Annotated in this window: 18 protein-coding genes and 1 pseudogene; all 19 read right to left on the bottom strand. The window is 66.2% G+C overall.

What is annotated here, in order from left to right:
• Positions 1 to 111: 111 nt before the first annotated feature.
• Complete coding sequence (gene aspT / locus QTN24_RS17560; RefSeq protein WP_313838637.1) at positions 112 to 1,812, bottom strand: aspartate-alanine antiporter; 1,701 nt, start codon at positions 1,810 to 1,812, stop codon at positions 112 to 114.
• Between the two features lie 231 nt (positions 1,813 to 2,043).
• Positions 2,044 to 3,675: an ATP-binding protein gene (locus QTN24_RS17555; protein WP_313838636.1), complete on the bottom strand. Its 1,632-nt coding sequence runs from the start codon at positions 3,673 to 3,675 to the stop codon at positions 2,044 to 2,046.
• 46 nt (positions 3,676 to 3,721) lie between these two features.
• Positions 3,722 to 4,396, bottom strand: coding sequence for an esterase (locus QTN24_RS17550; protein ID WP_313838635.1), 675 nt, complete (start codon positions 4,394 to 4,396; stop codon positions 3,722 to 3,724).
• A gap of 85 nt (positions 4,397 to 4,481) precedes the next feature.
• Positions 4,482 to 4,574: pseudogene (locus tag QTN24_RS17545) on the bottom strand (LysE family translocator); the annotation flags it as partial.
• A 46-nt stretch (positions 4,575 to 4,620) separates the two neighbouring features.
• Positions 4,621 to 5,853 (bottom strand): flagellar hook-associated protein FlgL, encoded by a 1,233-nt coding sequence (gene flgL / locus QTN24_RS17540; RefSeq protein WP_313838634.1) that lies wholly within the window; start codon positions 5,851 to 5,853, stop codon positions 4,621 to 4,623.
• A 46-nt stretch (positions 5,854 to 5,899) separates the two neighbouring features.
• On the bottom strand, positions 5,900 to 7,816 hold the full coding sequence (gene flgK / locus QTN24_RS17535) for a flagellar hook-associated protein FlgK (protein ID WP_313838631.1): 1,917 nt from the start codon (positions 7,814 to 7,816) through the stop codon (positions 5,900 to 5,902).
• A gap of 685 nt (positions 7,817 to 8,501) precedes the next feature.
• A complete protein-coding gene (cheZ, locus tag QTN24_RS17530; RefSeq protein WP_124685962.1) occupies positions 8,502 to 9,137 on the bottom strand; it encodes a protein phosphatase CheZ in 636 nt (211 codons plus the stop codon).
• A gap of 15 nt (positions 9,138 to 9,152) precedes the next feature.
• Complete coding sequence (gene cheY, locus QTN24_RS17525; protein ID WP_124685961.1) at positions 9,153 to 9,539, bottom strand: chemotaxis response regulator CheY; 387 nt, start codon at positions 9,537 to 9,539, stop codon at positions 9,153 to 9,155.
• A gap of 82 nt (positions 9,540 to 9,621) precedes the next feature.
• The gene (locus QTN24_RS17520) at positions 9,622 to 10,698 is read right to left on the bottom strand and encodes a chemotaxis response regulator protein-glutamate methylesterase (protein WP_124685960.1); all 1,077 of its coding nucleotides are present in this window, start codon (positions 10,696 to 10,698) and stop codon (positions 9,622 to 9,624) included.
• A gap of 23 nt (positions 10,699 to 10,721) precedes the next feature.
• On the bottom strand, positions 10,722 to 11,384 hold the full coding sequence (gene cheD / locus QTN24_RS17515) for a chemoreceptor glutamine deamidase CheD (RefSeq protein WP_409559042.1): 663 nt from the start codon (positions 11,382 to 11,384) through the stop codon (positions 10,722 to 10,724).
• Positions 11,381 to 12,292 (bottom strand): CheR family methyltransferase, encoded by a 912-nt coding sequence (locus QTN24_RS17510; RefSeq protein ID WP_313838626.1) that lies wholly within the window; start codon positions 12,290 to 12,292, stop codon positions 11,381 to 11,383. The genes cheD and QTN24_RS17510 overlap by 4 nt, the downstream gene beginning before the upstream one ends.
• 69 nt (positions 12,293 to 12,361) lie before the next feature.
• Complete coding sequence (locus tag QTN24_RS17505) at positions 12,362 to 12,856, bottom strand: chemotaxis protein CheW (RefSeq protein WP_124685958.1); 495 nt, start codon at positions 12,854 to 12,856, stop codon at positions 12,362 to 12,364.
• Between the two features lie 21 nt (positions 12,857 to 12,877).
• Positions 12,878 to 14,905: a chemotaxis protein CheA gene (cheA, locus tag QTN24_RS17500; protein ID WP_313838624.1), complete on the bottom strand. Its 2,028-nt coding sequence runs from the start codon at positions 14,903 to 14,905 to the stop codon at positions 12,878 to 12,880.
• A gap of 76 nt (positions 14,906 to 14,981) precedes the next feature.
• The gene (gene motB, locus QTN24_RS17495; RefSeq protein WP_124685956.1) at positions 14,982 to 15,953 is read right to left on the bottom strand and encodes a flagellar motor protein MotB; all 972 of its coding nucleotides are present in this window, start codon (positions 15,951 to 15,953) and stop codon (positions 14,982 to 14,984) included.
• Positions 15,954 to 15,966: 13 nt separating this feature from the next.
• A complete protein-coding gene (motA, locus tag QTN24_RS17490) occupies positions 15,967 to 16,830 on the bottom strand; it encodes a flagellar motor stator protein MotA (RefSeq protein WP_124685955.1) in 864 nt (287 codons plus the stop codon).
• A 127-nt stretch (positions 16,831 to 16,957) separates the two neighbouring features.
• Positions 16,958 to 17,563 (bottom strand): flagellar transcriptional regulator FlhC, encoded by a 606-nt coding sequence (gene flhC / locus QTN24_RS17485; protein WP_124685954.1) that lies wholly within the window; start codon positions 17,561 to 17,563, stop codon positions 16,958 to 16,960.
• A complete protein-coding gene (flhD, locus tag QTN24_RS17480; RefSeq protein WP_172966159.1) occupies positions 17,560 to 17,931 on the bottom strand; it encodes a flagellar transcriptional regulator FlhD in 372 nt (123 codons plus the stop codon). The genes flhC and flhD overlap by 4 nt, the downstream gene beginning before the upstream one ends.
• Positions 17,932 to 18,275: 344 nt before the next feature.
• Entirely contained in the window at positions 18,276 to 19,028 is a 753-nt protein-coding gene (locus QTN24_RS17475; RefSeq protein WP_313838619.1) for a DUF4088 domain-containing protein, read from the bottom strand.
• A 112-nt stretch (positions 19,029 to 19,140) separates the two neighbouring features.
• Positions 19,141 to 20,985 (bottom strand): methyl-accepting chemotaxis protein, encoded by a 1,845-nt coding sequence (locus tag QTN24_RS17470; RefSeq protein WP_313838618.1) that lies wholly within the window; start codon positions 20,983 to 20,985, stop codon positions 19,141 to 19,143.
• Positions 20,986 to 21,113 lie beyond the last annotated feature (128 nt).

Here is a 21,113-nt window from a genome sequence, read left to right as displayed (position 1 = left end):
CGTGAAAGGAGCTGGCCATGCTATGGCTGCGCCGCGCCAAATCCAAACAACGTTTCCGCATGCCGTTCTGCGGAAATATTCGTTGCCGTGGTCAGGGTATCCGTTGCTTGCTCAGGTCATCAGCGCCACGATCACCGTGCCCCACAGCGCCAGCAGGACGTTTCCGACGGCATAGGCGACGCCGTAGCCCAGCGTGGGCACCGCGCTCTTTGCGGCTTCCTGTACGGCGGCCAGCGCCGGCGTCGCCGTGGAAGCACCCGCGCATACGCCGAGCAGGATGCCCGGATGCATCTTCATGAGCTTGTGTCCGACGAAGACGCCCGTCAGCATCGGGATGCTCACCGTCAGCACGCCGGCCAGCAGCAGCGACAGGCCGCTGGACTGAAGCCCCTTGACGAAGTCGGGACCAGCGTTCAGGCCCACGATTGCCACGAAGCCGGTCAGGCCAATCGATTCGAACACCCACAGCGTCGGCCCGGGAATACGCCCGAAGAGCCGCGGCTGTACCGACCGGAGCCAGCCACACACCAGCCCGCCCAGCAGCACCCCGACGCTGAGCGACAGCCCGATCTCGATGCCACCCACGACCAGTGCCGGCACGCCCACGAGCGCGCCGGCGACGATGCCCAGCGATACCAGCACCATATCGGTCGCATTGGTGGCCCGATCGGCGACGCCAATCTTGTCGACCGCGCCTTCCACGCTTCTCGCGCTGCCCACCAGCGAGACGACATCGCCACGGTTGAGGACGGTTTCCGGTGACACCATTACCGGCGTGCCGGCGCGCGACACACGCGCCACGAACACCCCGCGCGCGCTTTCTTCCTTGGCCAGATCGCCCAGCCGGCGGCCGTCGACGGCCTTGGATGTGATGATGACGTCCAGCAGTTCCACTTCCACGTCCAGCAACTCACGATCATCGATCTCGTGCAGGCCGGAATGCGCACCGTCCATCCGCTCGACCAACAAGGTGCGACGGCCTGAGACACTGAGCGCGTCGCCCGCGCGCAGGACGATGTCCGGCGCGATGCGCATCACCGCGCCACTGCGGCGAAGACGTTCCACGCAGATGCGCTGGCCACCGATGTCCGCCTCCAGCTGGGCCACGGTCATGCCCGCCAGCGGCGAACCTGCGTCGATCTGGTAGGCGCGGAACTCGATCTCCCGCCGGCTCGGGATGGCATGTGCGGTGTTGCCCTCCATCCGGCTTTCAAGCTCGCGGCACGCCGCTGGCAGATCCACGCGAAGCAGCCGGGGCGCAAGTTGGGCAAGGATCCACGCCGCGCCGACCACGCCCACCAGATAGGTGACGGCGAACGCGACGGGTATCTGGTTCGTCAACACCTGTCGATCGGCTTCGGACAGGGCCAGCCGCGAGATGGCGTCACCGGCCGTACCGATGGTGGCGGACTCCGTCAACGCGCCAGCCACCACGCCCGCAGCGGTGCCGGCCTGGTAGCCAAACAGCTTGCTGACGATGAACGCGACCACGAGCCCCGTTGTGGCGACGATGCCCGCCAGCAGCGCCTGCTGCAGGCCGTCGCTACGCAATCCGCGAAAGAACTGCGGGCCCGTGCGGAATCCGATGGAAAACAGGAAAAGCAGGAAGAAGCACTGCTTCACTTCGCCAGAGATCTTGAGCCCGAGTTGCCCGACCAGCACGCCGGCAAGAAGCGTCCCGGTAACCGCGCCCAGCGTAAAGTTGCCGATTTTCAGCTTGCCCAGCGCGTATCCCAGCCCCAGCACCAGGAAGAAAGTGACTTCTGGATGCAGACGAAGCAGGTGCTGGAACCAGTCGAAGGCGGCGCTCATTGTGGACTCCGTGGTACGGCCCGCCATCTCCTTTTTTCGATTCGCGCCGTCCCGGGGTATTGACCGGGCAATCTCCTGACGGCCCGGCGCATCGGCGGACTATCGAGCGAAATACTTTCAGCTACTCCGCAGCGGCGGAAGTGAAAGATTCTGCAAAGGATGATTATTTGTTTCGAGAAGAACAGGTAGATATGCCGAAAACAGCACCTTCGCCATGAACGCCGCGACGCGTCATCCCGCCGGTGCGATGGCCCGGAACTGCGCGCACAGCCGGAACACGTCTTCCGACAGCGCCGTCTGCTTCGCCTTGGCATAGCGGGTGGCGAGTTTCATCAGTTCCTTGATGTCGCGTCCGCTTGCTGTCGGGTAGGCAGCGGTCAACGCCTCCACCAGTTCGTCATCGAGGGTCGCGCCAAACTGGTCGGCTTGCAGACGCCACAGGCGCGATGCATCCGCCCGGTCGGGCGTCTCGTACTGGATGGTGGCGATGCACCGCGACAGGATGGCGTCATCGACGTCACCGGTACGGTTGGTGGTCATGAACAGCAGGCCGCTGAAATACTCCAGCGTGCGCAGGAATTCCGCAACGATGGCGTTGTGCTCCAGGTCGTTGTCGCGGCGGCGGATGTAGACGTCGGCCTCGTCGAGCAACAGCACGGCATTCCAGCGCATGGCGCGGCGCAGTATCTCCATCAGGCTGGCACCGACCGAGGCGGCAGTCGTGCCGAGCTGTCCGGAATGCACGCGGTAGAGTGGCCGGCCGACGACTTCCGCGTACACCTCGGCCGTCAATGTCTTGCCAAGGCCGGGCGCGCCCTGGCAGAGGATGGTCGTGCCGCCCGATTTGCCAGGCACCACGTCCTGCACCAGGACGTCCAGGTGCGAGGTCAGGATGTCGATCAGGTCGCGGTGGTGGTCCGGCAGCACGAGCTTGTCGCGCAGCCCGGGCTGGTACTGGTATTCGGTCAGGTGCTGCACGTGCACCCAGATGTTGCGGTGCCATTCCAGATGGAACAGATGCACGTAGCCGTGCAGCGGCATCCGTTCAAATCCGGTGGCCACCCCGGCCTTGCGCCAGAATTCGGCGTCGCATGTCACTTCGAAGCGGCGCTCCAGCCGTTCCTCGTCATTGATGCAGCGGGCCGCCACGCCATCGCCCAGGCGCGCCAGCGAAACAGTACCCTTGCCTTCCACGGTGAAGGCGGGTCCCGTGGCGATGTACTGCGCGCCGAAGCTGCGCTGGTAGCGCAGAAAAAGCTGCGCGTGCCGGTCGTACTCCTGCCGGAATTCCGCGCACTCCTTGAAAAACCCGAAATCGGCGAGCAGCTGCGGAATCGTGCGGTCCACGATCTCGTCGCGCGTGACGATGATCGACGTCGTCATGCCCCCTCTGCGCCGCGTGGGGTCGGTCAGCTCCGAGTTGGCGGACAGCATGGTATTCGCCAGCAGGTCGATGGCCACGTAGGCCATGCCCTGCTCGGGCTCCACGTGGCGGATGCGATAGACCAGCCACGGCAGCAGTACGCCATCGCGGCTGCGCTGGTACAGCCAGCCGTCGATGACATCGCGCGACAGGTACGCCACCAGCCCTGCCACCAAGCGCTCCAGGCCGGGAATGGTCCGCGCCTGCGGAGCGTTGTAGACGTTGTCGAGCGCCAGCATCTGGAACGTGAGCTGCCGCTCGTTCTTCGCCTTGCTTAGCGTGTAGAGCATGTTCAGCGACTGTGCGTCGAACAGTCGCGCCGACACCGACATGCTGCCGTGACAGAGACCGTGCTCCTTGAGCTGCCGTGCCAGCGGAGACTCGGCCTCGACCATGGCAAGCAGCGGGTGGATCAGAGACTGCGGAATCTCGATATTCATGGATTGCACTCCGTTAGCGGCAGATCCTGGGGCTGGCGACGGCGCGCTACGCCAGGAAGAAGCGGATGGCCTCGGTCACGATCGGGGGATGGATCAGGTGCGTGCCGTGAAATTCGACATACTCGACGTCGTATCCGGCAGCCTTCAGCTTGGCGGCATTGGTCCGGCCGCTGGTCTGGATGGGCAGTTGCTCGTCAACCAGCCCATGCGCGATAAACACCTTCGGCGCGCCTTCCTGCAGGAAAACGGACATGAACCCGCCTGAGAAAGCGATGACGTGGCTGGCAATGTCGCCGTTGGTGATGCCGATGGACAGCGCGTAGCTCGCCCCATCCGAAAAGCCGGCGAACGCCAGCCGTTCCGGGCGAATGCGGTAGCGGGCCGAGACGGCGTCCAGCCCCCTGTGCAACTTCTGCAGGTCGGGGCCGTTGCCGCCGATGACGATGTCCCACGTGGGATAGGTCGAATGCGGCGCCAGCACCAGAAAGCCATGCGCATCCGCGTGCGGCTCGACAAAGGGCAACACCTTCTCGGGAAAGCCGCCGGCACCGTGAAACATGACCAGCAGCGGCACGGGGCCCGGGCCAAGCTCCGGCGGCACGTAGAGCACCGCATCGCGCTCGTCGGCCAGTCCAAGCCGGTGGCGCCCGGGCGGCAACGGGGCCTGTGACGGCTCGCTGTGGGTGAAAGTTATCCGGCCCAGCAGAGAAGGATCGAGCATGGCGGCGGCAGGTGCAAATTGGTGATATGTAATATATCACCAATCTTGTGCACGGGGCGGGACAACCTCCGCGGCGTGAAAAATGTCAGCGCGAGCCGCGTGCCACCGCCAGGAAGACGCCAAAACCGACCAGAAGCCCGCCAAAGGCGCGGTCGATCCAGTGACGCACGGCCAGCAGCCCGGTCAGGCACTTCCCCACCCAGCGCCTGGGCGCGCTACGTCCGTTACAGGAACCTGAACAGGTTCATCTGCTGGATCTGCATGAACGATTGCTGCGCGCCCTGCAGCGCGGTCTGGCGCTGGTAGTACTCGGTGATCGCGGCGGCGTAGTCCAGCTCGGTCAGGTTCGACAGCGTCTGGGCGCTGCTGAGGTCGCGGTTGTCGCCGATGGTGTCCAGCGCGTCGACTTCGTTCATGCGCGAGCCCACCGACGAACGCACGGTCAGCACGTTGTCCAGCGAGTTGTCGTTCTGGCGCAGGCCGGTGGCGATAGCGTTCTGCAGGTTGGCGGCCGCCACGTCGGGCGACGTGCCCGAGCTGATCGGCTGGCGCAGTGCGCTGATCACGTTCTTCAGGTTGGCGAACATGTCGGCGCCCGCCTGCTGGGCCGGCTGGACCGTGACCTTGTCGGTGTCGGCCGGCATGCCCTTGACCGAGAACGACACGCCGCCCACGCTGATCGAGCCGTTCTCGACGTAGTCCACCGGTGCGGCGGTCGTGCCGGTCGTGGTGTCCGTCACCACGTACTGCTTCTTGCCGGTGCCGGCGTCGGTCTGGAACGCGACGCTGAACGAGTGGCCGTAGGCGGGATCGGTCGGGTTGGTCACCGAAATCGCGCTGAACACGCCGGTGCCGGCGTTGGTGCCGGTGCCCTTGATCACGTAGCCGGCATTGGCGGTCACCGACTGGAAGATCTCGGCGCCGTGGTTGCCTGCTTCCATCTGGCGCGCGACGTCCACCTGCAGCAGCTGGTGGCCGGTGTCGCCCTGGTAGGTCAGGTTGCCCGCGGCATCGGCCACGAACGGTGCCGAGCCCGACTTCAGGCCGCCGAACAGGAAGTTGCCGTTGCCGTCGTCGGCGTTGGCCAGGCCCACGAGCTGGTCGTACTGGCCCTGCAGCGCCGTGGCCAGCGACGCGCGGTCGTTGTCGCTCAGCGTGCCGTTGCCAGCGTTCACCAGCAGGGTCTTGATGTTCTGCAGCGTGGTGGTGACCGACTGGAGCGTGTTTTCCTCCAGCCCCAGCGACATGTTGGCCTGCTTGCGCGACGCCGTGTACTGGCCGTTCACGGCCATCGACTGCGACACGCCGAGCGCGCGCGTGGCGGCAACGGGGTCGTCCGACGGCGTCAGCACGCGGCGGCCGGTGGCCAACTGCTGCTGCACGTGCAGCAGGCTGGACTGCTGGCTGTTCATCGACGACAGGCCCTGGTGATACAGGGTGGAGGTGGCGACGCGCATGGCGTGATTCCTTCTTGTCCGGAGGTTGTATCGGGGATATCCGCGATCAGGCGATGCTGACCAGCGTGTCGAAGATGGTGCTGGCGGCCTGGATCACCTTGGCGTTGGCCTGGTAAAGCTGCTGGAACTTCAGCAGGTTTACCGTTTCCTCGTCCATGTTCACGCCCGACACCGACTGCTGGGACGTGTAGATCTGGTTCGTGATGCTGTCCTGCGACGCCGACGCGATCGTCGTGGACTTGGCCTTGCTGCCCACGTCGTTGACCAGCTGGGCGTAGGCGTCGTTGAAGCTCGACGTGCCGTTGATGGTCTTGGCCGTCTGCAGCTTGGCCAGCTTGAGCATGTTGCCGTTGTCCGACACCGCGCCCGTGTTGTTCGACAGCGTGAACGTGTCGCCATTCTTCGGCGTGCCGTTCAGGCTGAACGTCATGTTGTTGATCGTGATGTCGGTGCCCGACGCGGTGGCCGTCACCGTCGGTGCCGGCACCAGCGGCGCATTGGTCACCGAGTCGACGATCGTGTAGGCGCCGCCCGTGAACGTCACCTTGACCGGATTGGTCATCAGCGTGAAGCCGGGCGCGACGTTGGTCAGCGATGCCTTGACCGTGCCGGTGTTCTGCGTGTTGGCGTCGGCGCGCGCCGGCGATGCGGCGGCGATCTTGGCCGGGTCCGTGATCAGCGTGCCAAAGCCGGCCGCGGCATTGCGCGTGGGCTGGATCTCGAACGATTCGTTGGCGTTCATCGCGCGGTCGAGCGTCAGCGAGAAGCCTTCGGGCGTGTTGATCGTCAGCGGATAGGTGCCCGGGGCCGCGGTGTTCGACACCACCACGTTGTCGGACTTGCGCACCAGCGAATAGCTGCCGCCGGCGAACTTCAGCGTGTAGTCGCTGGTCGTCAGGTTGCCGGTGTTGGTGATCGTGGCCGTGAGCTGCGCGCCCGACGTGTTCTTGTCGTTCGAGAACACGGTCGGCTTGCCCAGCGTGAACATGTCGGTGCCGATGGCGCCGTTCAGGTCGATGCCCAGCTTGTGCTGGTTGTTGAACGTCTGGCCGATGGCCAGCGACAGGCGGCCGATGGCGTTCTGCGCCGTGTCCAGCGATTCGCTGCGGAAACGCAGCAGCCCGCCAATGGAGCCGCCCGTGACCGCGCCTTCCTCGGCCTCGATCGTCGTGCCGTTCGGCAGCGTGTATGCGATGGTCTGGCGGCTCGGGTCCACCGACGACGGCACCGTCTTGATGTCGTACGAATCGGTGCCCATCACCAGCGGCTGGCCGTTGCCGACGAACACGTTGTACGTGCCGCCGTCCTGCACCACCACCTTGGCGCCGACCAGTTCGGTCAGCTTGGCCACGGCCTGGTCGCGCTGGTCCAGCAGGTCGTTCGGCGCGTGGCCGCCCGACGCGGCGGTCATGCGCGAGATTTCCTTGTTCAGGTTGGCGATCTGCTTCGAGTAGTCGTTGACCTGCGTCACCGACGACTGGAGCTGGGTGTTGATGCCGTCCTGCAGCTGCTTGAAGTAGTCGCTGGACGACTTGATCTGCCCGGCCAGCGCCTGGGCCGACGAGATCAGGCCCTGGCGGGTCGCCGGATCGGCCGGGGTATCGGACACGGCCTGCACGGCCGCGAAGAACTTCTGCATCAGCGGCGCCAGGCCACCTTTCTCGTCCGCCAGCAGGTTGTCGATCTGGCCGATCTGTTCCGCGTACGTCGACAGCTCGAAGCTGGCCGACGTGGCGCCGCGAAGCTGCCCGGTCAGGAAGCCGTCGTACACGCGCTGCACGGTAATGGTGTTCGAACCCTGGCCGTAGAAGCCGGCACCGGTGGCCTGGCCGCCGGCCGACGCAATGATCGTGTTCTGGCGGGTATAGCCGACGGTGGCCGCGTTGCTGAAGTTGTGGCCGACCGTGGTGAGCCCGTTCTGGGCGACGTTCAGGCCCGACAGACCGATATTAAACAGAGACATGTTCGTCTGACTCCGGATCGAATGGCTAGCCAGCGGCACGCTGCCGACGGCGGTGGATGTGTTGGTTATCGGCGCAAATGCGGCGCGACTTTAGCGTCGCAATGGTTTCGCAGGTGGCGGTATTGTTAGTGCTTACTCTTTGGTTTGCGCCGCGTACAAGCGGGGACGGCGCGACCGATGAGGGTAGCGCCGGGGGGTGCTTGGTCGCGTGTTTGCTCCCCTCTCCCGCGAAGTGGGAGAGGGGCTGGGGGTGAGGGCAGGCGGCTCAAGACGCGATGTCGCACTTGCGAAGCGCGGGGGGGGGGGCCCCCCCCCCCCCCCCCCCCCCCCCCCCCCGCGGGGCGGGGGGCCCACCCCCCCCCCCCCCCCCCCCCCCCCCCGGGGGGGGGGCCACCCCCCCCCCCCCCCGGCCCCCGGGGGGGGCCCGCGCCCCCCCGCGGGGGCGCCCCGGGGGGGGGGGGGCCCCGGGGGCCCCCGCGGGTGGCGCCCGGGTGGGGGGGGGGGGGGGGGGGCTGGGGGCGTGGGTGGCAGGTTGGGTCGCTGGCCCTCTCCCCCGGCCCCTCTCCCGCGCAGGCGGGAGAGGGGAGACCACAGACGCCATCCTCAACCGCCCGGGGGGGCGGGAGAGGGGAGACCACAGACGCCATCCTCAACCGCCCGGGGGGGCGGGAGAGGGAGGCCGGGCTCAGAAGCCCAGGCTGGCCAGCAGGTCGTCCACCTGGGACTGGTCAGACACGACGTCGGCCTTGCCTTCCGGGTTGATCTGCGGGCCGTTCATCAGCGTCGGGGCCGCTTCCACGCGGCGGTCCGCCGGCACGTTGTCGATCAGCACCTGCAGCAGTTCCTGCTCCAGGGTGCGGATCATGTCCATCATCTTCTTGATCACCTGGCCAGTCAGGTCCTGGAAGTCCTGGGCCATCATGATTTCGAGCAGGTGGCCGCCGGTGGCCTTGGCCTTCTGCGGGACCTCGGTCAGGAACTCGCGGGTGTCCAGCACCAGCGCGCGGGCGTCGCCCAGCTCCACCGGTTGCGCGAACCACTCGTCCCAGCGCTTGTCCAGCGCGGTGGCCTTGCCTTCCAGGTCTTCCTGTAGCGGCTGCGCCAGTTCCACGGCGGTAAGCGTGCGCTCGGCCGCCTGCTCGGTCATGGCGGCGATGTAGTTGAGGCGGTCGCGCGCATCGGGAATGGCCAGGGCGGCCTTCTCGATTTCCTTGTCGAGCCCCAGCTCACGCATGTTGTCGCGCAGCATTCGCGTCAGGTTGCCGATGCGATGGATGATCTGCTCGGCCGATTCTTGGCTGAAAGTCGGAGTCGTCGACATGTCGCGTACCTCTTCTTATTGACCGAGCTTCTCGAAGATCTTGGTGATCTTTTCGTCCAGCGTTGCGGCCGTGAAGGGCTTGACCACGTAGCCGTTGGCGCCGGCCTGCGCGGCGGCGATGATGTTCTCCTTCTTTGCCTCGGCCGTCACCATCAGCACCGGCGTCTTTTCGATGCCGGGCGTGGCGCGGATCGACTGCAGCATGGTCAGGCCGTCCATGTTGGGCATGTTCCAGTCCGACACCACGAACTGGAAGCTGCCGTCCTTGGCCTTTTCCAGGCCGGCGGCGCCGTCCTCGGCTTCCTCGACGTTGGTGAAACCCAGCTCCTTGAGCAGGTTACGGATGATCCGACGCATGGTCGGGAAGTCGTCGACCACGAGGATCTTGATGTTCTTGTCCACTATACGGCTCCAAAACGGTTGCGGATGACGGTGCCATCCGGTTGTTGTTGCTGATCTGACCTCTCCCGCGCGCGCTCCGGCACTACACGCGCTGCGCCCGCGCGCCGAACGTCGCCAGGTGGGCCATGACGCGCTGGCTCATCTGGTTCAGTGGCACGACTTCATGCACGCCGCCGGTGGCAATTGCCTCCTTCGGCATGCCGAATACGATGCAGGACTGCTCGTCCTGCGCCAGGTTGTACGACCCGGCTTCCTTCATCCGCAGCATGCCGCGGGCGCCGTCCTTGCCCATGCCGGTCAGGATCACGCCGGTCACGTTCTTGCCGCCGTGGATGGCGGCCGAATCGAACAGCACGTCCACGGACGGGCGATGCCGGTTCACCGGCGCCTCGGCCGACAGGTGCGCCACGTAGTTGGCGCCGCTGCGCGCCAGCAGCAGGTGCGAGTCGCCCGGGGCGATGTACGCGTAGCCGGGCAGCACGCGCTCGCCGTGCTCGGCTTCCTTGACCGTGATGCGGCACAGCCCGTTCAGGCGCTGCGCGAACGACTTGGTGAAGCCGGCCGGCATGTGCTGCACGATCATGACGGCGGGCGAATCGGGCGGCAGCGGCATCAGGAATTCCTTGATGGCCTCGGTGCCGCCGGTGGACGCGCCGACGATGATCAGCTTCTCGGTCGACAGCAGCGGCGCGCGCAGGATCGGCGCGGCCGGGGCCCCACCGGTGGCCGCCGCCTCGGGCCGGGCCCGCACGCGGGCGCGGGCGGCGGCGCGGAGCTTGTCGGCGATGGTGTCGGTGTACTCGATCAGGCCGTCGCGGATGCCCAGCTTGGGCTTGGTCACGAAGTCCACGGCGCCCAGTTCCAGCGCGCGCATCGTGATCTCGGACCCGCGCTCGGTCAGCGACGACACCATCAGCACCGGCATCGGCCGCAGCCGCATCAGGCGCTCCAGGAAGTCGAGCCCGTCCATCCGTGGCATTTCCACGTCCAGCGTCAGCACGTCGGGGTTCAGGCGCTTGATCATGTCGCGGGCCACCAGCGGATCGGGGGCGGTACCCACCACCTCCATGTCCGGCTGGCTGTTGATGATCTCCGTCATCAGGCTGCGGATCAGCGCGGAATCATCCACGCACAGCACCTTGATTTTCGCGGCGGTCATGTTCGTCTCTACGTCTTCAGTTTTCAGGACGGCGTCTTCGCCGTTGCCTGCCGCGTAAACAATTCCACGGCACCACGCGCGGGCGCCTTCGTAGATGTGGACAGCGCGCGTGCCAGGGCACGTTCCTCGCGTTCCACGCCAACCGTATCGTCCTGGCGCGTCAGCCGGCGCACCAGCGCCAAGCCCGTGCGCGGGAAGTAGCTCACGCGCCGGGCGTGCGGACCGCGCAGGTCCTGGGCGGCGACGCGGATCTCCTCGGTGCGCAGGTACTTCAGTACGAAATCGGCATTCCGGTCCCCAATATTGAGGGTCGTCATGTTCGCCAGCACCGCGCCGCCGCCAAAAACCTTGGCCTCCAGGCGCTCGCGGCGGGCGCCCATCTTCAGCAGTTCATTGATCAGCACTTCCAGCGCATAGCAGCCGTAGCGCATCGACGCCGACAGCAGGCGGTCGGCGCCGGCGTTCTCGTCGTCGGGCAGCATGAAATGGTTCATGCCGCCCACGCCCGCATACTCGTCGCGGATGCACGCGGCCACGCACGACCCCAGCACCGTGGTCAGCACCACGTCGTCGCCGGTCACGTAGTACTCGTTGGGCAGCAGCTTGATGGCCTGCTTGCCAAACTCGCGGTCGAAGTACTTGCGCGTCGCGATGGCCTCTGGAATCTGGGGCGTGCCGCGCATCATGCACTCCCGCCCTTGCCGGCCAGTTCGTAGACGGTCTGCCCGCGCAGCTGGAACGCGCGCGAGACATAGGAGAAGTTTTCCGAATGGCCGGCGAACAGCAGGCCATGCGGCTTGAGCATCGGCGCGAACCGTTCCAGGATGCGGCCCTGGGTCGGCTTGTCGAAGTAGATCATCACGTTGCGGCAGAAGATCGCGTCGAACTTCTCGCGGATGCCCCAGTCGGGCGCCAGCAGGTTCAGCGGCGCGAACGTGATGGTCGACGCCAGGTCGGGCTTGACCTTGACCGACCCCGCACGGGCGCCGGTGCCTTTCAGGAAGAAGCGGCGCAGCTGTTCCTGCTGCAGACGCGCCACCTGCTCGGTGGTATAGACCCCCGCGCGCGCCTTGGCCAGCACCTGCGTGTCGATGTCGGTGGCCAGCACGGTGGCGGCGCGGTCGCCCAGCGCCTCGGCCAGCGTGATGGCGATCGAGTACGGCTCTTCGCCGGTGGATGCCGCCGCGCACCACACGCTGTAGGGCCGGCCCACCTTCCTGGCATGTTCGGCCAGCAGCGGAAAGTGGTGCGATTCCCGGAAGAACGACGTGAGGTTGGTGGTCAGCGCGTTGGTGAAGTATTCCCACTCGTCCGACCGTTCGTCGGCTTCGAGCAGTTCCAGGTACGTGCCGAAATCGCTGATCTGCAGCGAGCGCAGGCGCCGCGCCAGGCGGCTGTAGACCATCTCGCGCTTGTGGCTGCCCAGCGAGATGCCCGCGCGCTTGTGGATCAGCGTGCGGACCTTCTCGAAGTCACGCTCGGTCAGCAGAAAGTCACGCATGTCGTCGCGCAGCGGCGCCAGCACCGGCGTGCCGGCACTGGCGGCCGCGCCTGGCTTCCCGGTGGCGCTGGAGGAAGAACGGAGCGGCGTCATGGGTGTATGTCTTCAGGGTTGCCGATGCACGGCGGTTACAGGCGTCTTCGGGGGCGGGCCGGCAGGCGCTCAGGCGAGCTCGGCCTCGATCAGCTCCATCTCGGGGCTGGTCATCATGCGTTCGATGTCGATCAGGATCAGCATCCGGCCTTCCACCGAACCCAGGCCCGTCAGGTGCTCGTTCGACACCGACACGCCGAATTCCGGCGCGGCCTTGATGTCGTCGCCGGTCAGCGTCAGCACGTCCGACACGCCGTCGACCACGATGCCCACCACGCGGCCTGCCACGTTCAGGATGATCACCACGGTCTGGTGGTCATACCGCACGTTGGCCAGGTTGAACTTCAGGCGCAGGTCGACGATCGGCACGATCACGCCGCGCAGGTTGGTGACGCCCTTGATGAAATCGGGCGCGTTGGCGATGCGGGTCACCGTCTCGTAGCTGCGGATCTCCTGCACCTTCAGGATGTCGATGCCATATTCCTCGGTGCCCAGCGTGAAGACCAGGTATTCCTGGCCAGAGGCTTCGCTGCCCTGGGTATCGATGTGTCCGATGCCGGCCATGTCCGTTCTCCTTGCTGTCAGTTACAGTGCGATCGCCATGTCCTGGCGGCGCACGCCGGTGCGCTGCAGCGCGGCCACGTCCACGATCAGCGCGACGCTGCCGTCGCCCAGGATCGTCGCGGCCGAGATGCACGGCACCTTGCGGTAGTTGGTTTCCAGGTTCTTCAGCACCACCTGGTGCTGGCCGATCAACTGGTCCACCAGCAGCGCGAAGCGCTTGCCCTCGGCGGACAGGATCACGGCGATGCCCTGCGTGGGCTCCTGCACGGCGTTGGCCACGTTGAAGACCTTGTGCAGTTCCAGCAGCGGCAGGTATTCGCCGCGCACGTTCATCACGCGCTCGCCGTTGGCGGCGGTGTGCACGTCGTCGGCCTTCGGCTGCAGCGACTCCATCACGCAGTTCAGCGGCAGGATGAACGTTTCCTCGCCGGTACGCACCGACATGCCGTCCAGGATGGCCAGCGTCAGCGGCAGCACGATGCGCGTGGTGGTGCCCAGGCCCTGGCGCGAGCTGATTTCCACGTGGCCGCCCATTTCCTGGATGTTCCGCTTGACCACGTCCATGCCCACGCCGCGGCCCGACACGTCGGTCACCACCTCGGCCGTGGAAAAGCCCGGCGCGAAGATGAGCTGCCAGACTTCCTCGTCGGGCATGCTCTCCGACACGCCCGGCAGGTTGTTCTGCAGCGCCTTGGACAGGATGCGGTCGCGGTTCAGGCCACCGCCGTCGTCGCTGACCTCGATCACGATGTTGCCGCCCGCGTGCTGCGCGGACAGGATGAGCTGGCCGGTCGGCTCCTTGCCGGCGGCCACGCGCTTCTCGGGGGTCTCGATGCCGTGGTCCAGGCTGTTGCGCACCAGGTGGGTCAGCGGGTCGATGATCCGCTCGATCAGGCTCTTGTCCAGCTCGGTGGCCTTGCCGAAGGTGACCAGGTCGATCTGCTTGCCCAGCTTGCTGGCCAGGTCGCGCACCAGGCGCGGGAAGCGCGAGAACACGTAGTCCATCGGCATCATGCGGATCGACATCACCGCTTCCTGCAGGTCGCGGGCGTTGCGCTCCAGCTGGCCCATGCCCGAGAACAGGCGGTCGAACAGCACCGGGTCCAGCGACGAGGCGGTCTGCGCCAGCATCGACTGGGTGATGACCAGTTCGCCCACCAGGTTGATGATCTGGTCGACCTTCTCGGTCGGCACGCGGATCGAACCCGAATCCGGCGCATGCGCGGCGGCCGCGGCGGCCGGCTTGGCTTTTTCCTTGTCCTTGGCGGCCGGGGCGGCGGCGGGCGCGGCGGCAACCGGCGCCGGGGCGGCCACGGGGGCCGGTGCCGGGGCCGGCGCGGCGGCGGGTGCCTCGCCGGGGGCCACGGCTTCCACGGCGATCTGCTTCTCGTCGATCACGAAACAGCAGACCGCGATGATGTCGTCGGTGCCGCACTGGCTGTTCAGCCAGATGGTCAGGTCGCCGTCGGCCTCTTCCTGGCCGGTGATCTCGCCCAGGTTGGCCAGTTCCTCGCGCAGCAGCGCCTGGTCGGCCGGGGACACCTTGATCAGGCGGACCTTGAGGTTGCCGCCGGCCGGCGCTGCGGCCGGCGCGGGGGCCGGGGCCGCCACGGCAGCGGGTGCGGGGGCCGGAGCGTGGCCCGCATCGCCGCCGGCTTCCTGCGCCAGTTGTTGCAGGACGGCGCAGATGCGCTTGAACGTTTCCGGATCGGGTTCGGTGCCGTTGCGATAGGCGTTGAGCTGGTCTTGCAACACGTCCTTGGTTTCCAGAAAGGTGTCGATGATGACCCGGGTCAGGGCCAGTTCCCGCCGCCGCGTGCGGTCGAGCAGGTTCTCGAAGATGTGCGTGGTCTCGGTCAGGGCCGTGAAGCCGAACGTGGCGGCACCGCCCTTGATGGAATGCGCGGCACGGAAGATGGCGTTGAGCGCTTCGGCATCGGGCGACTCGATGTCCACCTCGAGCAGCAGCTGCTCCATTTCAACGAGCAGTTCCTCTGCCTCTTCAAAGAAGGTCTGGTAGAACTGCGTGATATCGATATCGACAGACATGGTTGTCCTGGCTCGCTAGATTGCTGGGAGGACGCGCCGCCCACCGCGGTGGCGCGCCCCCTTCTTCCCTCTGTTCCTACTTGGCCTTCGGCGCGCTGGCAGCCACTGCCGCCGCGCCCGGGGCGCCCTCCACCTGCGCCTGGAACTCCTCGGCCGCGCGCCCCTTCGTGGCCTGCACCTGCACGTCGGCGGCGCTGGCGTTTTCCTGCTCGAACTGGGCCTGCGCACGCTTGTTCAGCACCACGATGCTGATGCGGCGGTTGGTGGGCGCCAGCGCGTCGTTCTTTTCCAGCGGCATCGTGTCGGCCAGGCCCAGCACGCGCAGCACTTTGCCTTCCTGCATGCCGCCGGCAATCAGCTCCTGGCGCGACGCGTTGGCGCGGTCGGCCGACAGCTCCCAGTTGCTGTACGCGCGCTCCCCGCGCATGTACGTGGCCGAGTCGGTGTGGCCAGACAGGCTCACCTTGTTGGGCATCTCGTTGAGCACCGGGCCGATCTCGCGCAGGATGGTGCGCATGTACGGCTCCACCGCGGCGCTGCCGGTGCGGAACATCGGCCGGTTCTGCGTATCCAGGATCTGGATGCGCAGGCCCTCGCTGGTGATGTCCAGCAGCAACTGCGGCCGGAACTGGCGCAGCGTGGGGTTGTTCTCGATGATCTGTTCCAGGCGGCCCTTGAGCGCGCGCAGGCGCTCGCTGTCCATCTGGTCGCGGCGGCGCTGGGCGTCGGCCGGGTCGTTGGTCATGGCGCGCATGACCTCGCCGTCCTTGGCCGTGGGGTCCTTGCCGCCGCCGGGGATCACGCTCTTCGACAGGCTGCTCTTGTCGCCGCCGGCCACCGCCACCTTCAGCGGCGTCTTGAAGTACTCGGCCACGCCCACCAGCGTCTTGGGCGACGACGAACTCAGCAGCCACAGCACCAGGAACAGCGCCATCATGGCCGTCATGAAGTCGGCGTAGGCAATCTTCCAGCTATGGTTGCCGTGCGGCTTGGCGTGCGACTTCGCCTTTTTGATGATGATCGGACGAAGGTCCTGGGCGCTGCTCATGGCTGCTCTCCCGTCAGGTCAGGCTCTTGACTTCGCGGACGTGGTCGTCGAGCTCGAGGAACGACGGACGTACCGTGGAGTACAGCACCTTGCGGCCGAATTCCACCGCCACCAGCGGCGCGTAGCCGTTGAGCGACGCCAGCAGGGTCACCTTGATGCATTCGTACATCTTGATGCTCTCGGACACCTGGTGCTCCACCCGCGACGCCAGCGGCGACACGAAGCCGTAGGCCAGCAGGATGCCCAGGAACGTACCCACCATGGCGTGGGCGATCAGGGCGCCCAGCTCGGCCGGCGGCAGGTCTGCCGAGGCCAGCGCGTGCACCACGCCCATCACCGCGGCAACGATGCCGAAGGCGGGCAGGCCGTCGCCGACGCGCGACAGCGCATGGGCGGGAATCTCGGCCTCGTGGCGGAACGTTTCGATTTCGTGGTCCATGAGCGCCTCGATCTCGAAGGCGTTCATGTTGCCGTTGACCATCATGCGCAGGTAGTCGGTCAGGAACTCCATCATCTTGGCGTCGGCCAGGATGCGGGGGTACTGGCTGAAGACACTGCTCGATGCGGGATCGGCAATTTCCTTTTCGAGGAACAGGATGCCCTCGCGGCGTGCCTTGGACAGCAGCACGTAGAGCAGCGCCATCACGTCCAGGTACAGTTCCTTCTTGTACTTGGAGCCCTTGAGCAGCGAGGGCATGGCCTTCATCGTGGCCTTGATGGCCTTGCCGCTGTTGGAGCTGATGAAGGCGCCCACCGCGGCGCCGCCAATGATGATCAGCTCCGCCGGTTGGTAAAGCGCGCCCATGTGGCCGCCGGTGAGGGCGTAACCACCCAGCACCGCCACAACTACGACGACATAGCCAAGAACTACTAGCACGATCGGATCCCCGTCTGAAAAACACGCGTCAGGCGCACAAGGGCTCCCTGGCGTACAGGCGAACGGGGTCAGCGCCCGCCGGTACGTCCGGGGCCCACCTGCCGTGAAGACGTCAGTCCCGATGAACTCAGGCTTCGGTCTGCGCGGCTGTGGCGTCCTTCGAGAGCTTCTTCACCTTTCCGGCCCGCGAGGGCGGACGGCACAGGCTGCAGACGAAGTTCGCGTGCGGCTCATAGGCATGCGTCACGAACTGGCCGCCGCAACAGGTGCACGTGGAAAGCTGCAGCATGTTGCTCTCGAAAAACCGTACTAACGTCCAGGCACGGGTGAAACTTAAGACGATTTCGCCGCCGAGCAGCGAAACGTGCTCGAGGTACAGACGGTAAGCGGCCACTACGGCACGAATGCCCGACGTCTCGCCTTCCTGCACCATGAACTGGTACGCCGAGAAGAACAGCGACGAGTGGATATTCGGCAGCCAGGTGGTGAACCAGTCCGTCGAGAAGGGGAGCATGCCCTTGGGCGGCGACGCGCCCCGGAGCTCCTTGTAGAGCCGGATCAACCGGTCGCGCGAGAGCGTGGTCTCGGCTTCAAGCACCTGCAGGCGCGCCCCCAGCCCGATCAGCTCGATGGCGAGCTGGGTCTGGTTGGCATCCTGCAGGACGCTCTTGCGGTTGGGTACGGGTGTGGCCGTGAAGCTGCGGGCCGGCTGGGCCTGGAGGAGCGCGGTCAATTGAGCGACTCCACAGGTTGCCGGGCCAGCAGGATAGCAGCGTGGATCTGCTGCATATCATGGCTCTTGGCCGTGTGGGTGAGGGTGGACAGCAACGCATGGTCGTCGAAGCGGAAACGGCACAGCACCATGTTGGATGCTGCCAGCTTGACGAGTTGCGCCGACGTCAGCTTGGCAAGGATCTCAGCAATTTCCTTGCTGACACCAAGCCTGAACATGGCTTCCACCTGGTTTTCGCGCACCAGTCGTTGCGCAAGCAGAAGATAGGCGAGATTGACCTCCCTGATCTCCTGGAGAACTTCACTGCTTTCCAATTTTTCCCCGCTACCAAAAAACCTCTCGACCGCTTGTCCGGCGCTTACCGGCATGGAACTCCTGCCGGCGACCAGATCGTTTGGTGCGTGTTCGAGTAGGTACGACGTACAACGAAAGATACTTCGCCCGGTTACACCTCAACCCTGAAACGTTACAGATGTTACAGAGTGTAAGTGAAACTGTTACGTTTATATCGGCAATCCGCCCACAATGCCAATCCCTACTTACGTTGGGGATTGCGGAATGTCGCAAGGAAAAGACATGGCCAGCCAAATTTGTAACAGCGAATGTGACTGACTTCTGATTTTCATCAAAGGTGTAACAGTTTGTGTACAGAACGGACAGGGTTCCCGAGCCGTGCACACGCCACCTGCTGAAGTGGGGTTGCTGCTTTCCACTATTGACGAACCAGCGCGCCTTGGCTAAACACGCGCCGCAGCCACGCGGCCAGCCGCGCAAAGACGTCGTCGGGGGCTTCGCGGAACAGATGCGGCCGCGCACGCTCCACTTGTTCGAGCACGCGAGCGGCTTCCTCGGCACTTACAGAACCGTATTCGAGCGCCAGGCCCAGCAGCGTCCGCAGCTCGCCCACCTTGCTGCGGCCCAGAGCCTCGCTCTGCTCGGTCTGCAACGCGTACATGACGTCGTACGCCCGCTGGCGCAGCCCGTCGGCAATCCGCCAGGCCGGCGTGCGCATGCGTTCCTCGATGGCGCGCACATCGACGGCCGACGACGAGATCTGCGCCGCCAGCGCCTCGGTGAACGCCGCGTCGGCGCCCGCTTCGGACAGGATGTTGGCCGCCCACTCGCGCGCGTGATCCACGCGCTGCTGGGGCGTCCAGTCCGGCTGCACGGCCAGCGCAAAGCCAAAGCGCTGCGCGTCGCGCATCAGCGCCGCCAGCGCGTTGGGCAGCTGCTTGTCGAAGACCTTCTTGGCCCAGCCGTACTCGCCACTGGCCAACAGCCGCATCACGGCCCGCTCGGTCAGCGGCCCGTCCTGCTGCATCAGCCGCGCGCGCATGAAGTCGTCAAAGGCGGGCGGGATGAACTGCGGGTCCAGCCCCGTGGAAACTTTTACAAAGGCATCGAAGTCCGCTCGCAACCGCGCTACGGCTTCGGCCGACAGGGACAGACTGATTTCCGTATGCATGATGTTCTGCGGACGTGTGAACGCCCCGGCGCAGCGGGGGTGCCGCTGTGCCGGGGCGTGCCGTCTGGTGACGACGGCGAGTTCAGGCGCCGGGACAAGTCCCGGCGGTCGATCAGAAGGCGCTCCAGTCGCCGTTGTCGGACGCGGCGGTCAATGCCGGGCGCTTCTTGTAGCTATCGGCAGCTTCCTCGGCTTCTTCACCGACGGCCGGCGCGGCGGCCGCCACGGCCACCAGCCCGGTCGCGGCGCGGGACGCCTTGCCACCGGTCTTGCGAGCCTTGCCCACGCGGGCCACAGCCGGCTTGGCGGCCGGCTTGACCACCGAGCGCACGGCCGGGGCGGCCGGGGCGGCCAGCATCGGGGCCGCCACCACGTGGCCGTCGTCGTCGGACAGGCGGAAGCTGGACACCGAATCCATCAGGCGCGACGCCTGGTCCTGCAGCGATCCGGCCGCCGCGGCAGCCTGCTCCACCAGCGCCGCGTTCTGCTGCGTCACCTCGTCCATCTGCGCCACGGCCTGGTTCACCTGCTCGATGCCCGAGCTCTGCTCGGCGGAGGCCGCGCTGATCTCGCCCATGATGTCGGTCACGCGCTTCACGGCCTGCACGATCTCGTCCATCGTCGTGCCGGCCTGGCTCACCAGCGCCGCGCCGGTATCCACCTGCGCCACCGAGTTGTCGATCAGCGTCTTGATTTCCTTGGCGGCGTTGGCGCTGCGCTGCGCCAGGCTGCGCACTTCACCGGCCACCACCGCAAAGCCACGGCCCTGCTCGCCGGCGCGGGCCGCTTCCACGGCCGCGTTCAGCGCCAGGATGTTGGTTTGGAACGCGATGCCCTCGATCACGCCGATGATGTCGACAATCTTGCGCGAGGCGTCGTTGATCTCGCCCATCGTCTCCACCACGCGGCCCACCACCTCGCCGCCGCGCACGGCCGTATCCGACGCGTTGGCCGCCAGCCCGCTGGCCTGGCGCGCGTTGTCGGCGTTCTGGCGCACGGTGCTGGTCAGTTCCTCCATGCTCGACGCCGTTTCCTCCAGCGATGCGGCCTGCTGCTCAGTACGCTGCGACAGGTCGTTGTTGCCCACCGCGATCTGGCGCGACGCCGTGCCGATCGATTCGGCCGATTCCTTGAAATCGCGCACCATGCCAGAGAGCTGCTGCTGCATCTGGCTCATGGCGTGCAGCAAGCTGTGGTCGTCGCCCCGGCGCAGTTCCACCTTGCCCGAGAAGTCGCCGTCGGCGATGCGCGCGGCAATCGACGCGGCGTAGCCCGGCTCGCCGCCAAGCTGGCGCGACAGCTGGCGGGCCAGCAGCCAGCCCAGCACCACCGAGATCACGACGCCGCCCAGCACCAGCAGCAGCATCAGCACGCGCGAGCTGTTGTAGACGCTGGTCGATTCATCCATGTTGGCCTTGGCGCGCTCGTCGCGGCGCTTGACCATCTTGAACAGCACGTCTTCCAGCGCGCGGCTGTCCTTGAGCAGGTCGGTACTTTCCGTGAACACGGTGCTTTCGAACTGCGACGTGTCCAGCGGCTGCTTGCTGACCAGGTCGACGTACTTCTGCATGCGCTCGCGGAACGGCGGCACCAGCGTCTCGTACTGCTTGAACAGGGCCTGGCCTTCGGGCGACGCGAACGAGTCCTTGGCCAGCTTGACGCGGGTTTCCATGGCGGTCAGCGACTTCTGGATCTGTTCCTTCTCGGTCGCGCGCTCGCCCATGGTCGACGCCGACAGCAGCGCAATCTGGGCGCGGCTGGCGTAGACCAGGTTGATGTTGCCGTCCTGCACGGCCTTCAGCGCCTGCAGGTCGGTGTTGTAGATCTTGCCGGTCCATTCCGCCATGCGCCCCATGTTGACCACGCCCAGCAGGCCGATGACGGCACCGATCACGGATACGACCAGGAAGCCGGCGATCAGCCTGGTCGTCACGCGAAGTTGATTGAACCACTGCATAGAACTACCCCCTTCTTCTGTCAGAAATGACCGGAACGGCCACGCCGCTCCGGGTTGCATGTCGCTGCCGCCTGCGTGGGCGGCCGCTCTACCCCGTTCCTGATGCCGCGCCCGAGACGCGGCCCTTT

This window comes from Cupriavidus sp. SZY C1 (genome assembly GCF_032190535.1).
GTDB lineage: Bacteria > Pseudomonadota > Gammaproteobacteria > Burkholderiales > Burkholderiaceae > Cupriavidus > Cupriavidus pauculus_C.
This window is presented reverse-complemented; position numbering and strand designations above follow the sequence as displayed.